Consider the following 14,001-nt stretch of genomic DNA (forward strand, 5'->3'; position numbering starts at 1 on the left):
GTCGGGGCGGCATCGGGGGTGTCCGTCCTCGGTCCGGCGCACTGTCTCTTCAAGAGGTGCCCTGTGTTTCCGCCGGCCGCTGCGGGCGGACACCCCCGCCACGTCTCCTGCCCGCCGTACGCGGGTGCGGGCCGTCGGTGGCGGTTGTGATGGCGGTCCGTTTGCGCGTTTGTGCAGGTGAGAGGCCTGCGTGGCGGTGTCGCACAAGTGTTCGGGAATGGGGGTATGGTGGGGGTGAGGTAGTTGGGAACTGGTGTTCGAGAGGCTGTACGGGAGGTGTGTGTGCCTGGGTTCGCGCATCTGCACACCGTCTCCGGGTTCTCCCTGCGGTACGGCGCCTCGCATCCGGAGCGGCTGGCCGAGCGCGCCTCGGAGCGGGGTATGGATGCCCTCGCCCTCACCGATCGCGACACGCTCGCCGGCGCGGTTCGCTTTGCCAAGGCCTGTGCGACGGCGGGTGTCCGGCCTCTGTTCGGGGTGGAGCTGGCGGTCGGCGGGACGGTGGGGCGGCGGGAGGACGACTCCGTGCGGAGGGAAAGGCGTCGTACCCCTGTACGCGGTGGTGCCTTTCTTGACGAGTCGGCTCCCCGTGTGACCTTCCTCGCCCGTGACGGGGGGCGCGGGTGGGCGGATCTGTGTCGCCTGGTCAGTGCTGCTCATGCCGGGGACGGCACGCCCTTGCTGTCGTGGGCCGACAACCACGGTGAAGGGGTCACCGCCCTGCTCGGTCCCGGCTCGGATGTCGGCCTTGCTCTTGCGGCGGGGCGTCCGGACCGTGCCGCCAGGCTTCTTGTTCCCTGGCGTGAGGTCTACGGCGATGCCCTGCGGCTGGAGGTCGTCTGGCATGGCCGTTCGGGGACGGGGCCCGGCTCTCTCAGGCTGGCCGCTCGGACCGTCGGTTTTGCTGTCGAGCAGCGGGTTCGGCCGGTGCTCAGCAATGCTGTTCGGTACGCCGATCCTGGGCAGGGGCGCGTTGTCGATGTTCTGGATGCCGCGCGTCGCCTGGTGCCGATCGACCCGCGCAAGGAGCTGGACTCCGGTGAGGCCTGGCTGAAGGATGCGGGCGCTATGCGGCACGTTGCCGAGCGAGTGGTGGAGGCCGCGGGTTATCGGCGCGACACCGCCCATCGGCTGCTGGAGCAGACGGGGGCCACTGCCGCCGAATGTGTGGTCGACCCCGAGGACGACCTCGGTATGGGGGCCGTCCACTTCCCTGAGCCGCATCTTGTGGGCGCCGGTCACCGTACTGCCCAGCGGGCGCTGGCCTCGCGGGCGGCGGCGGGGATGGTGTTGCGCGGGTACGACAGGCGGCGCGTGTACTGGGAGCGGATGCATCAGGAACTGGACATCATCGCTCACCATGGATTCGCTTCTTATTTTTTGACGGTTGCTCAAGTTGTCGATGATGTACGGGAGATGGGGATTCGCGTTGCCGCGCGGGGGTCCGGTGCGGGATCTCTCGTCAATCATCTTCTGGGTATCGCGCATGCCGATCCGGTCGAACATGGGCTGTTGATGGAGCGCTTCCTGTCCAAGGAGCGGGTTGTGCTGCCGGATATCGACATTGATGTGGAGTCCGCGCGTCGGCTGGAGGTTTATCGGGCCATCATCGGGCGGTTCGGGGCCGAGCGGGTCGCCACCGTTTCCATGCCGGAGACCTATCGGGTGCGGCATGCCATTCGGGATGTGGGGGCCGCCCTGTCCATGGACCCGGCGGAGATCGACCGTATCGCCAAGTCCTTTCCGCATATCCGGGCGCGTGATGCCCGTGCGGCGCTGGAGGAGCTGCCCGAGCTGAAGCAGCTCGCGGGGGAGGGGGAGCGGTACGGCAGGTTGTGGGAGCTCGTCGAGGCCCTTGACGCTCTGCCGCGTGGCGTCGCGATGCATCCCTGCGGGGTGCTTCTTTCCGATGCCTCACTGCTCTCCCGTACGCCGGTCGTGCCGACCAGCGGGGAGGGGCTGCCCATGTCGCAGTTCGACAAGGAGGACGTGGAGGATCTCGGGCTGCTCAAGCTCGATGTGCTGGGCGTGCGGATGCAGTCGGCGATGGCGCATGCGGTCGCCGAGGTGGAGCGGGCCACGGGAGAGCGGATCGACTTGGACGGGGTGGCCGAGGGGGATCCGGCTACGTATCGGCTCATTCGGTCTGCCGAGACGTTGGGGTGCTTCCAGATCGAGTCGCCGGGGCAGCGGGATCTGGTCGGGCGGCTCCAGCCTGCCGATTTTCATGATCTCGTCGTTGATATCTCGCTGTTCCGGCCGGGGCCGGTCGCCGCCGACATGGTGCGGCCGTTCATCGAGGCGCGGCACGGGCGGGCGCCTGTTCGTTATCCGCATCCGGATGTGGAAGGGCCGCTGCGCGAGACGTACGGGGTCGTTGTCTTTCATGAGCAGATCATCGACATCGTCGCCATCATGACCGGCTGCGGGAGGGGCGAGGCCGATCGGGTGCGGCGTGGGCTGTCCGATCCGGAGTCGCAGGGGCGGATCCGGGTCTGGTTCGCGCAGCGGGCGGAGACGCGCGGGTACGACGCAGAAACGATTCGGCGGACCTGGGAGATCATTGAGGCGTTCGGTAGTTACGGGTTCTGCAAGGCGCACGCGGTCGCCTTCGCCGTGCCGACGTACCAGTCGGCATGGTTGAAGGCGCATCATCCGGCCGCCTTCTATGCCGGGCTGCTCACGCATGACCCGGGGATGTATCCGAAGCGACTGCTGCTGGCGGATGCGCGGCGGCGTGGGGTGCCGATCCTGCCGTTGGATGTGAACCGGTCGGCGGTCGATCATCGAATCGAACTGGTGTCTGAGTCGCCCGCGGTGTGGGGGCTCCGGCTGGCTCTCGCCGATGTGCACGGCATCAGCGAGGCCGAGGCGGCGCGGATCGCGGACGGGCAGCCGTACGCCTCGCTGCTGGACTTCTGGGAGCGGGCGCGGCCGAGTCGTCCGCTGGCCGGACGGCTTGCGCAGGTGGGTGCGTTGGACGCGTTCGGGGCCAATCGTCGTGATCTGCAGCTGCACTTGACCGAGCTGCACCGGGGTGCCCGGGGCGCGGGCGGTGGCCAACTGCCGCTGGGCGGGGGGCGGAAGACGGCCTCCGCCGGGCTGCCGGATCTGTCCTCCGCCGAGCGGCTCAGTGCCGAGCTGGGCGTGCTGGCCATGGATGCCTCGCGCAACCTGATGGACGATCACCGGGAGTTCCTGGAGGAGTTGGGCGCCTGGTCGGCGCGGCGGCTGCGTGAGGCGAGGCACGGTGAGACGGTGCTGGTCGCGGGGGCCAAGGTGGCCACCCAGACTCCGCCGATCCGCTCCGGGAAGCGGGTCATCTTCACCACGCTGGACGACGGGACGGGCCTGGTCGACCTCGCCTTCTTCGACGACTCCCATGATGCGTGCGCGCACACGGTTTTCCACTCCTGGTTGCTGCTGGTGCGTGGGGTGGTGCAGCGGCGCGGCCCGCGCAGCCTCAGCGTGGTGGGCGCCGTTGCGTGGAACCTCGCCGAACTCGTCGAGCTCCGTGCGGAAGGGGGCCTCGGTGAGGTGGCGGCGCGGCTGGCGGAGCCGGTGCGGGAGGGCGGGGACGGCGATCCGACGCACGGCCGTCGCATCCACATGCCCACCGGATACGCGATGCACCCGTGGGCCGATCTGCGGCCTGCGGGTCAAGAGCCTTCACAAGTACGGAAGTTGTGGCACCAGAGTCCGGGGAGTGCGGGATGACCATCCTCTGCGTACGTTTCCAGCTGCCTCCGCTGCACGAGGGCGCCCTGCCGGGGCTGCTCGGCCTGCTGGAGGAGTTCACCCCGGTCGTCGAGGCGCTGCCTCCGGACGGGGCGCTGGCCGATCTGCGCGGGGCCGAGCGCTACTTCGGGCGCAGCGCCGTCGAGTTGGCGGCCGTGATCCGCGTCCGCGCCCTCGCGCTGTACGGCGTCGACTGCGTGATCGGCGCCGGGCCCGGCCCGATGCTGGCCCGCGTAGCGCTGCGCGACGCCCGGCCCGGGGTGACGTGCGCGGTGCCCGAAGCGCCGGACGCGATCGCGGAGTTCCTCGCGGGGAAGCCCGTCGTCGCGCTCCCCGGCGTGGGGAAGGCCACCGCCCGGATCCTGTGTGAGTACGGCCTCGACACCCTGGGCCGGGTCGCCGCCGCGCCGCTCTCCACGCTTCAGCGCCTGGTCGGCGCGAAGGCGGGCCGTGAGGTGTACGAGAAGGCGAACGGCGTGGACAGGGGACGGGTCGTGCCGAATGCCGTCTCCCGCTCCCTGTCCGTCGAACGCCCCTTCTCCTTGGACGAGTTGGACCCCTCCTGCCATCGTCGCGCCATGCTCTCCGCCGCCGGCGAACTGGGCGCCCGGCTGCGCTCCCTGGAGAAGGTCTGCCGCACCCTGACCCTCACCGTGCGCTACGCCGACCGCTCCTCGACCACCCGCACCCGCACGCTCACCGAACCGACCGCGCACTCCGCCGCACTGACGAAGGAGGCGTACGGCATGTACGAGTCCCTCGGTCTGCAACGCGCCCGGGTCCGCGCGCTCACCCTGCGAGCCGAGGGCCTCGCCGCAGCCGAACACGCCTCCCACCAGCTCACCTTCGACCCCGTGGACGAGAAGGTCCGCCGCATCGAGGAGGTGGCGGACCGGGCACGGGCGAAGTTCGGTCCGCGGGCGGTGATGCCGGGGGCGCTGGCCGCGTGACACCTCTCCCGAGGCGTGGGGCGAAGCGGTAGGGGAGGGTGAAATGGGCGTGTTGCGTGGGTGTTTGGTGTGCGTCTGACCTACGGTCCGGTCAGGCCTTCGTGGTGAAGATTCGGCGGGGCTGGTGATTGTTACCGGAAGTTTTTACTGACGCGTAACTTCACAGGCGCGCTACTCGCCCGTAACTTGACAGATGAACAGCATCCCGTGATCCGGATCGCAGGGCGCAAGGCCGCAAACCCCCCTCCCTTGAGCCGCAAGGAGATCACCCGATGCTGCCTTGGAAACGTGTGTTAAGACCCCTCGCCGCGCTGCTGTTGGTCGGTGCCATCGCCCTCGTGCCGGCCGCCACCGCCTCCGCCGCCCCGACCAGCGGCTGGAACGACTACTCCTGCCGGCCGTCCGGTGAGCATCCCCGTCCCGTCGTACTGGTTCACGGCACGTTCGGGAACTCGGTCGACAACTGGCTCACCCTCGCGCCGTATCTGAAGGATCGCGGGTACTGCGTCTTCTCCCTGGACTACGGGCAGTTGCCCGGCGTCCCCGTCTTCAACGGCCTCGGGCCCGTCGACAAGTCGGCCGGGCAGTTGTCGGCCTTCGTCGACAAGGTGCTCTCCACGACCGGAGCGGCCAAGGTCGACATGGTCGGGCACTCGCAGGGCGGCATGATGCCCCGCTACTACCTGAAGTTCCTCGGCGGAGCCGCCAAGGTGAACGACCTCGTCGGCCTCGCCCCCAGCAACCACGGCACCGACCTGAACGGCCTGACCAACCTGCTGCCGTACTTCCCCGGCGCCGAGGACCTGCTCAAGGCCACCACCCCGGCCCTCGCCGACCAGATCGCCGGATCCCCCTTCCTCACCAGGCTCAACGCGGGCGGCGACACCGTCCCCGGGGTGCACTACACGGTCATCGCCACCAAGTACGACGAGGTGGCCACGCCGTACACCAGCCAGTTCCTCAGCGGTTCGGACGTCCATAACGTCCTGCTGCAGGACCTGTGCCCGCTCGACCTCTCCGAGCACGTGGCGATCGGGACCTTCGACCGGATCGCCTTCCACGAAGTGGCCAACGCGCTCGACCCGGCGCACGCCACGCCCACCACCTGTGGGTCGGTGTTCCACTGAGCCGGTTCCCGACACGACCCGGGGCCTGTCCGGCCTGAGCCACCGGACGGGCCCCGCGGTCGTGGGATGAGCGGCGGGGGCAGTACCAAGAAACCTTGAAATCCCCTGCTGGGGGCGGATCGCAGAGATCCTTAGGGTCCGCTTAAGCCCGTGCTCAGACTGCGATCAGGTGGGTACTGTGCCCGGCATGACGAACGAGGACGCCGCCGCGATCCGCGCGGCCGTCGCCGCCGACGTGCCCGCCGTGAAGACGGTGACCGACGCGGCGTACCGCCACTACATCGAGCGCATCGGTGTGGTGCCGCAGCCCATGGAGGCGGACCACACGGCGAACGTGGCGGACGGGAAGGTCTTCGTGACCGGGGCGCCCGTGATCGGGCTCGTGGTGATCGAGGCGTTTCCCGACCATCTCTTCCTCGACAGCATCGCCGTCCGTCCCGACGCGCACGGCAGCGGCGTCGGACGACGGCTGCTGCGGTTCGTGGACGCACACGCGCGTGCCCTGGGACTGGCCGAGGTCAGGCTCTATACGAACGCGATGATGTGGGAGAACCAGAAGGTCTACCCGAGGTACGGCTACGAGGTGGTGGAGCGGCGCGTGGACGGGCCGTACGACCGCATCCACTACAGCAAGCGGCTGGACTGACGGGCGGCGGTGGACCGTCGGTGGTCGCCCATCGATTGTCAGTGGTGGCTGTCACTCTGAGGGCATGGCGAACGAGAACGACTTCACCGCCGCCGTGAGCGTCGACTGGGACGCCGCGGCCGGCTCCTTCGACGACGAGCCCGACCACGGGCTGCGCGCCCCCGCGGTGCGCGCGGCCTGGGCGGACAGACTCGCGGCGTGGCTGCCCGCACGCCCTGTCGACGTCCTCGATCTCGGCTGCGGCACCGGCAGCCTCTCGCTGCTCGCCGCAGAGAAGGGGCATCGCGTCACCGGCGTCGACCTGTCCCGGCCCATGGTGGAGCTGGCCCGCGCCAAGCTCGAACTCGCCGGACGCGGCGCGGTGTTCCTCGTCGGGGACGCGGCCATGCCGCCGGTGGGAGAGCAGCGATTCGACGTCGTGCTCGTACGGCATCTGCTGTGGACGCTGGCCGATCCCGCCCGTGTCCTGCGGTACTGGCGGGGGCTGCTGCGGCCGGGGGGACGGCTCGTCCTGGTCGAGGGCGTGTGGGGGACGGTCAGCCCGGTCGGGATATCCGCGGACCGGCTCACCGCCCTCCTCGCGCCGCTCGCCGGGCACGTGTGCGTGGAGCGGTTGTCGGACGACGCGCTGCTGTGGGGGCGGAGCGTGGACGACGAGCGGTACGCGGTGGTCGCGACCGTGTGAGACGCGCCGACGCGTCACGCGAGCAGCGCTTCGAAGCCGGTCCCGCGGGCCAGTTCCTCCAGCTCGTCCAGCGCTGCCACCGCGGCTGCCGCCGCCCGCGGGTCCCGCTCCGCCAGGCCGCTCTCCGCGAACTCGTCCTCGTCCAGGCGCCGTACGTCCCTGCCGTCGGCCGAGCGCCACAGGTCCAGGTCGAGGTCCTCTACGACCAGCTCCGAGCCGGAGAGGGTGGCGGGGCGGGTGATGTCGCAGTACCAGCCCTTGACGGTGCCGTCGGCGGCGCGGACCTCCTTCACGGAGTACCAGCGGTCGCGCCAGTAGTACTCGGTGAAGACGTCACCGGGTTCGAAGCGTACGAAGCCGAAGTCACGGACGCCGCCGCCTGCCCACGGTGCGCGTACGGCGATCCGCGTGCCGTCGTCGCTCAGCAGCGCGCTGCCGTAACGGATCTTCGTACGGCCGCCCTTGACGAGGACGACCTCCAGGTCGCGTGTCGGCTCAGCCGAGTTCGCGGACATAGCGCACCTCCGTTCCGCAGATCTCGTATCCGAGCCACTTGTTCACCGCGAGCATCGGGCCGTTGCCGGTGTCGTTGCCCGTGAGCGCCTCCGTGTAGCCGGCGGCGCGGGCGCGGTGCAGGGTGGCGTTCTTCGCGAGCTTGGCCAGACCGCGGCCGCGGAAGGTGCGGGCGGTGCCGGTCATGGCGGTGGCGAGGGGGGCAGCTCCGGAGCGAGGAAGGGTGCCGTCGTCGGTCCACGCCACGCTGAAGGCGGCCGGGCGGCCGTCGACCAGGGCGACCGAGGTCAGCTCCCGGTCGAGGAGCGGGTGCTTCCAGTTCTCCTCCACCCAGGCCTCGTAGTCCGTGAACGCGGTGTCCACGTCGCTCGGTTCGTCCGACATCGTCTCCGCGTCCAGCGCGAACAGCGGGCGCGGATCGTCCGCGAAGTCGGCGCCGGTGCGCAGTTCGACGCCGCGCGGAGGCGTCTGCAAGGGAGGCAGTGCGCCCTGGGTCAGGTCCCGGCGGAGGAAGTGGGCGGAGCGGGCCGCCCGGTAGCCGCGTCGCTCGGCGAAGTCGCGGTTGGCCGGCTCGTCCAGCACCCAGGCGAACAGTTTCGTCGCTCCGTGCTCGGCCAGGTGCTCCTCGCAGGCACGGACGAGGGCGTCGCCGGCGCCGCGGCCGGTCCGGTCCGGGTGGACGTAGATGTTGAGGTAGCCCTGGCCCGGCTCGGGGCTGTCATGGACGAGGCCGATCTGGGCGGTGCCGATCACCTCGCCGTCCCGCTCCGCGACCAGGCACCGGGAGCGGGCCTGCGGGGGCGTGTGGACGAGGCGGTGGAGGATGGCGGACGGCGTCCACAGGATGTAGGGGAGGGCCAGGCGGCGGACGTGGGCGAAGGCCTCCACGTCGGCCGGGACCTCGGGGCGGAGGTCGCGCACGGTCACTGTCATGAAGGCGCACGTTACGGCGGGAGAAGCGACGGATGCCTCCCATTTTCCGGCGGGTGCGGGACAATCGCCGCGTGACCTTGAAGATCCACATCGATGACAGTGCTCCGCCGTTCGAACAGGTGCGGGCCCAGATCTCCGAGCAGGCCCGGTCCGGGACGCTGCCGGTGGGATACCGGCTGCCGACCGTGCGGGGGCTCGCCGAGTCGCTGGGCCTGGCGGCGAACACGGTGGCCAAGGCGTACCGCGCGCTGGAGACGGACGGCGTGATCGAGACGAGGGGGCGCAACGGAACGTTCGTGGCTGCCGCCGGCTCGGCCGCCGAGCGGGAAGCGGCCTCGGCCGCGCAGGCCTACGCCGAGCGCGTCCGGCGGCTCGGGCTGGACGAGGACGCGGCCCTCGCCGCCGTACGGGACGCCCTGCGCGCGGCCTACGAGGAGAGCTGACCGGGCCTCGGTACGCCCCATCGCGGCGCGGGCACCTCAGCGCTGTGCGGCGAGTTCGGGAATGCGCGTCACCGTCAGCCCCGCCTTCTCCGCCGTCCTGCCGAAGGCCGCCGCGTCCTTCACCGCGCCCCCGCGCGCGTCGTTGTTGAAGTAGGCGTACACGTCGTCGGCGTCGGACCAGGTGGTCGCGATCCGGTCGACCCAGGACTCCAGGGCCCGCGTGCCGTAGCGCGGCCAGGGCCGGGCGCCGCCCTCGTGGAAGCGGACGTACCCCCAGTCCGTGGTGCGCCACAGCGGGGTGACGGGGCGGCTCTTGACGTCGGCCCAGCACAGGGCCGCGTCCCGGGAGGCCAGGACGTCACGGGTCTCCCGCGTCCACCAGGAGTCGTGCCGCGGCTCCACCGCGACCCGCGTCCCGGACGGGAAGCAGGCGAGGCAGGCGTCCAGGAGGGGCGGGTCGGCGCGCAGCGTCGGCGGGAGCTGGAGGAGGATCGGGCCCAGGTGGGGGCCGAGGCCCACCGCGTGGGACATCAGGCGGTGCACCGGCTCCTCGGGATCACGCAGACGCTTGATGTGGCTGAGATAGCGGCTCGCCTTCACCGCCACCACGAAGCCGTCCGGCAGCCGCTCGGCCCAGGCCTCGAAGTTCTCCCGGGTCGGCAGCCGGTAGAACGCGTTGTTCAGCTCCACCGTGGCGAAATGCCGCGCGTACTCCTCCAGCCACAGCCGCATCGGACATCCGGCGGGGTAGAGGACGCCCCGCCAGGACTTGTACTGCCACCCCGACGTGCCGACGAACAGGGTCATACATCCATGAAAGCACGCTCACCCGGCATGCTCACGACTCACAGATACAGCCCCGCGTCCGCCTCGTCCCGCGCCCCCGGCACCGACGTCGGCGACGTGCCCCGGCGCAGCGCGTACAGCTCCGCCAGCGTCGCGCCCTCGCGGGCCACGCCCTCCTCCGTGCCCAGCCAGTCCACGGCCTCCCGCCGGGTCAGCGGGCCCACCTCGATCCGGGCCAGGCAGCGGCCGGGGCGCACCACGGCGGGGTGGAGGCGCTCCAGGTCCTCGTTGGTGGTGACCCCGACGAGGACGTTGCGGCCCTGGCCGAGCAGGCCGTCGGTGAGGTTGAGCAGGCGGGACAGGGCCTGGCCCGCCGTGTGCTTGGCCTCGCCCCGGATCAGTTCGTCGCAGTCCTCGAGGAGCAGCAGCCGCCAGCGGCCGTTGCCCGTCGAGTCGTCCTCGCCGATCGCGATGTCCATGAGATAGCCCACGTCGGAGAAGAGGCGCTCGGGGTCGAGCACGCAGTCCACCTGGCACCAGTCGCGCCAGGAGCGGGCGAGCGTGCGCAGGGCCGAGGTCTTGCCGGTGCCCGGCGGGCCGTGCAGCAGCAGGAGGCGGCCGGCGATGTCCTGTGGGGTCGTCTTCATCAGGCGGTCCATCGCATCCGCCACCGGTGCCGTGTAGTTGGACCGCACCTCGTCCCAGGTGCCCGCCGAGATCTGGCGGGTCGTGCGGTACGGGCCGCGTCTCGGGGACACGTACCAGAAGCCCATCGTCACGTTCTCCGGCTGCGGCTCCGGCTCGTCCGCCGCGCCGTCCGTCGCCGCGTTCAGCACCTCCGCGGCGAGTTCGGCGGTGGTCGCGGTCACGGTGACGTCGGCGCCCCGGTTCCAGCGGGAGACCAGCAGGGTCCAGCCGTCGCCCTCCGCGAGCGTCGCACTGCGGTCGTCGTCACGGGCCACGCGCAGCACACGGGCGCCCCGCGGCAGCAGGGTCGCGCCGGAACGCACCCGCTCGATGTTGAGGGCGTGCGCGTACGGCTGCTCGCCCGTCGCGAACCGGCCGAGGAACAGCGCGTCGACGACGTCGGACGGCGAGTCGGAGTCGTCGACGTGGAGCCGGATCGGCAGAGCGTCGTGTGGGTTCGCAGACATGCCGTAATGATCTGTCACGCGGACGCCCGGCGCACCCGGTTTCCGCAGTGCGCGCGGAGTGTCGCCTGTGTCCTGTGCTTCCGCTGTGCCCGGCCGCGCCCCATCCGCACCTGTTACGAACCTGTGTGCCTTCGACACCTGCCCGGCGGTCGACCTCCGCCGCCACTGTCGTCCTTGACGGGACGTCATGGGTGGGTATCGGAAACTCGGCGGTGGCGGCGGCTCTCAGGTCTCTCCCCGGGCCCGGTCTCGCCCGCTCGGCGCCGTCCGACGAAGGTGTCTTGATACGTATGGTCCGCATGGGCGACTTTGCCCTTCAAAGTACCGGATGCTGGGTCTCGATGTCGCGCAGCTCCACCGAGACCGCCAAGACGCCTGATTGACGATGTATCTGATTGCGCCATGAACGCCCAGTTGGGAGACGGTGGGCCCTGCGGCGACCGATCTCGTCGAGTCCTAAAAAGTTTTGACATGGACACTTCCCATCAACGCGCGTAGTTGCTACCACAGTTGTGGCAGAGATCCTGCTAAAGGGAGGTTCCATGAGACGTTTCCGACTCTCGGCATGCGTGACCTCGCTCCTCCTCGCCGCCGGCCTCACCCTCACCGGGGCGGCCTCGGCGCAGGCCGCAACAGGCCCCTATGTGTCGCTCGGTGACTCCTACGCCTCCGGTGTGGGGGCGGGTAACTACATCAACGACGGCACCAGTTGCGACCGCAGCACCAATGCGCACCCGTACCTGTGGAAGAACGCACACGGCCCGTCGTCGTTCGCCTTCAACGCCTGCTCGGGCGCCACGACGGACGATGTGCTCGCCAACCAGCTCGGCTCGCTCAACTCCTCGACGAGCCTTGTCTCGGTCACCATCGGAGGCAACGACGCCGGCTTCTCCGACGTCATGCTGACGTGTGTCGTCGGGTCCGACAGTGACTGCGTCAACCGCATCAACCAGGCCAAGGCGTACATAGATACGACGCTGCCCGGCAAGCTCGACAACGTCTACACGGCGATACGGAACCGGGCCCCGTCCGCCCGTGTGGTCGTGCTCGACTACCCCCGCTTCTACAAGCTCGGCGTGACGGGGTGCATCGGCCTCTCCGAGACCAAGCGCTCCGCGATCAACAGCGCGGCCGACTACATAGACGCCGCCATACAGAAGAGGGCCCTCAACCACGGCTTCGTCTTCGGTGACGTCCGCTCGACCTTCAGCGGCCACGAGCTCTGCACCGGCGACGACTGGCTGCACAGCGTCAACTGGTCGAACTTCGGCGAGTCGTACCACCCGACCGCGCTCGGACAGGCCAGCGGTTATCTGCCCGTGCTCACCAACGCGGCCGCCTGAGGCGTCACGGCCGCGCTCGGCCCGCCCGTCAGGGTGAGGCCGAAGGAGAAGCGGAGGCCCCGCCCGTCGGGGTCTCCGTCGTCGCGCACGTCACCGAGAACGGCACCGTGTCGGATGCCGTCCGCACCGGGGCACGCACCTCCACGCTGATCGCGTTCTCGATCGTCCCGCTCGTGGCCTGCGTCGTCACGACCACCTTGTCCTGCTTGGACTTCCCGCCTCCCGCCGGGAACGACAGCGCATTCCACCCCGGGTCCGCGACCGACCCGTGCGCCGCCACCCACCGGTACTTCACCAGCGCGGGCAGCCGGCCCACGGTGAACGTCGCAGTGAAGACGGGCGACTGCGCGGCCGGAGGCGGACACGTACCGGAGTACGCGGTGTGCGCACCCGTCAGCGTGACACGCACCGACTGCGCGGGCCGGCTGGCGGGCGAGTCACTGCTCTCGCCGGGCGGTATGGCACTCCTCGTGTCCGTGGTCGTGCTACCGCTCGGGGAGGCCGAGTTCATGCTGCTTCCGCCCGCTCGGCCGTGGGTCCCTCCCGCGTCGCTTCCCCCGCCGCCGTCGGGATGCAGCAGCGCGTACGTCAGTCCGGCCAGCGCGAGTGCCAGGGCGACCGCGCCCGCGACCAGCACGCCGACCGCGCTGCGGTTGCGCTGCGGTGCGGGAGCCGAAGTCTGCGGCGCCGTCGACCGGTTCGGGACGGGCATCGGTGGCGTGGGGGACTCTCCGTGCGGCGACTGCGGGTGCGGCGGGGCCGCGACCGTCGGGGCGTACGGCCCCGCCGCCCGCATGGTGTCCGCGCGCGGCGCACCGCCCGCCGCGACGAGCCGCAGGTCCCGCTCGGCCACGTCGGCGGGCAGCCGCTCGGCGGGGTCCTTGCGCAACAGGCCCTCGATGACGGGGGCGAGCGGGCCGGCACGGAGCGGGGGCGGCAACTCCTCGTCCACGACGGCTCGCAGAGTGCTGAGCGGCGTGTCCTGCCGGAACGGCGAACTGCCCTCGACCGCCGCGTACAGCAGCACACCCAGCGACCACAGGTCCGACGCGGGTCCGGGCGTACGGCCCAACGCCCTCTCGGGAGCCAGGAATTCGGGCGAGCCGATCACCTCGCCGGTCATGGTCAGCGCGGAGCTGCCCTCCACCGTCGCGATACCGAAGTCGGTGAGCACGACCCGGCCGTCGTTCGACAGGAGCACGTTGCCCGGCTTCACGTCCCGGTGCAGCACCCCGGCGGCGTGCGCGGCGCGCAGCGCGGCCAGCACCTCGGCGCCGACGTGCGCGGCACGCCGCGGGGACACCGCACCCTCCGCCTCCAACTCGTCGGCGAGGGACAGCCCGCGCACCAACTCCATGACGACCCATGGGCGACCGCCCTCCATCGCCACGTCGTACACCGTCACCACGTTGCGGTTCGAGACCCGCGCCGCCGCCCACGCCTCGCGCTCCAGGCGGGCGTACATCCGCTCGACGTCCGGGGCGGGCAGCCCGGCCGGGGCCCGTACCTCCTTGACGGCGACCTCGCGGTGCAGCACCTCGTCGCGAGCCCGCCACACCGTCCCCATGCCGCCCTCGCCGAGCGGCGACAGCAGACGGTAGCGGTCGGCGATCACACGTTCACTGCCCGGCTCTCCGGTCACGGGCGCCCCCCACGGCATCTCACGCGATGTCTCCACAAAGT

12 protein-coding genes are annotated in these 14,001 nt (G+C 70.7%); 7 read left to right on the forward strand and 5 right to left on the reverse strand.

What is annotated here, in order from left to right; all coding sequences use genetic code 11:
• The first annotated feature begins 282 nt into the window (after window positions 1–282).
• From ABZ910_RS12025 to ABZ910_RS12045, 5 genes are all read left to right on the forward strand, one after another.
• Window positions 283–3,717, forward strand: a complete 3,435-nt coding sequence (locus ABZ910_RS12025) for a DNA polymerase III subunit alpha (RefSeq protein WP_361362348.1) — start codon at window positions 283–285, stop codon at window positions 3,715–3,717.
• A complete protein-coding gene (locus ABZ910_RS12030) occupies window positions 3,714–4,688 on the forward strand; it encodes a hypothetical protein (protein WP_361362351.1) in 975 nt (324 codons plus the stop codon). The genes ABZ910_RS12025 and ABZ910_RS12030 overlap by 4 nt, the downstream gene beginning before the upstream one ends.
• Window positions 4,689–4,960: 272 nt before the next feature.
• Window positions 4,961–5,815, forward strand: a complete 855-nt coding sequence (locus ABZ910_RS12035; protein WP_361362353.1) for an alpha/beta fold hydrolase — start codon at window positions 4,961–4,963, stop codon at window positions 5,813–5,815.
• Window positions 5,816–6,002: 187 nt separating this feature from the next.
• Window positions 6,003–6,461, forward strand: coding sequence for a GNAT family N-acetyltransferase (locus ABZ910_RS12040; RefSeq protein WP_361362356.1), 459 nt, complete (start codon window positions 6,003–6,005; stop codon window positions 6,459–6,461).
• 64 nt (window positions 6,462–6,525) lie between these two features.
• On the forward strand, window positions 6,526–7,146 hold the full coding sequence (locus ABZ910_RS12045; protein ID WP_361362358.1) for a class I SAM-dependent methyltransferase: 621 nt from the start codon (window positions 6,526–6,528) through the stop codon (window positions 7,144–7,146).
• A gap of 14 nt (window positions 7,147–7,160) precedes the next feature.
• Here the strand turns inward: ABZ910_RS12045 and ABZ910_RS12050 are convergent, their stop codons facing one another.
• Both ABZ910_RS12050 and ABZ910_RS12055 read right to left on the reverse strand, forming a co-directional pair.
• Window positions 7,161–7,661 (reverse strand): DUF402 domain-containing protein, encoded by a 501-nt coding sequence (locus tag ABZ910_RS12050; protein WP_361362361.1) that lies wholly within the window; start codon window positions 7,659–7,661, stop codon window positions 7,161–7,163.
• Entirely contained in the window at window positions 7,642–8,592 is a 951-nt protein-coding gene (locus ABZ910_RS12055) for a GNAT family N-acetyltransferase (protein ID WP_361362363.1), read from the reverse strand. The genes ABZ910_RS12050 and ABZ910_RS12055 overlap by 20 nt, the downstream gene beginning before the upstream one ends.
• A 71-nt stretch (window positions 8,593–8,663) precedes the next feature.
• On the opposite strand from ABZ910_RS12055, the gene ABZ910_RS12060 reads away from it, so the two are divergent.
• Window positions 8,664–9,035 (forward strand): GntR family transcriptional regulator, encoded by a 372-nt coding sequence (locus tag ABZ910_RS12060; protein ID WP_361362366.1) that lies wholly within the window; start codon window positions 8,664–8,666, stop codon window positions 9,033–9,035.
• Between the two features lie 36 nt (window positions 9,036–9,071).
• On the opposite strand, the gene ABZ910_RS12065 is transcribed toward ABZ910_RS12060, so the two are convergent.
• Together ABZ910_RS12065 and ABZ910_RS12070 are read right to left on the reverse strand one after the other, a co-directional pair.
• Window positions 9,072–9,842 carry a DUF72 domain-containing protein gene (locus ABZ910_RS12065; protein ID WP_361362368.1) on the reverse strand — a complete coding sequence of 257 codons (771 nt, stop codon included), beginning with the start codon at window positions 9,840–9,842 and terminating at the stop codon, window positions 9,072–9,074.
• Between the two features lie 38 nt (window positions 9,843–9,880).
• Window positions 9,881–10,975, reverse strand: coding sequence for a DUF5925 domain-containing protein (locus ABZ910_RS12070; RefSeq protein WP_361362371.1), 1,095 nt, complete (start codon window positions 10,973–10,975; stop codon window positions 9,881–9,883).
• A 542-nt stretch (window positions 10,976–11,517) separates the two neighbouring features.
• On the opposite strand from ABZ910_RS12070, the gene ABZ910_RS12075 reads away from it, so the two are divergent.
• A complete protein-coding gene (locus ABZ910_RS12075; RefSeq protein ID WP_361362374.1) occupies window positions 11,518–12,318 on the forward strand; it encodes an SGNH/GDSL hydrolase family protein in 801 nt (266 codons plus the stop codon).
• Between the two features lie 28 nt (window positions 12,319–12,346).
• On the opposite strand, the gene ABZ910_RS12080 is transcribed toward ABZ910_RS12075, so the two are convergent.
• On the reverse strand, window positions 12,347–13,978 hold the full coding sequence (locus ABZ910_RS12080) for a protein kinase (protein ID WP_361362852.1): 1,632 nt from the start codon (window positions 13,976–13,978) through the stop codon (window positions 12,347–12,349).
• Between the last annotated feature and the right edge of the window lie 23 nt (window positions 13,979–14,001).

The organism is Streptomyces sp. NPDC046805 (genome assembly GCF_040645355.1).
Taxonomy (GTDB): Bacteria; Actinomycetota; Actinomycetes; order Streptomycetales; family Streptomycetaceae; genus Streptomyces.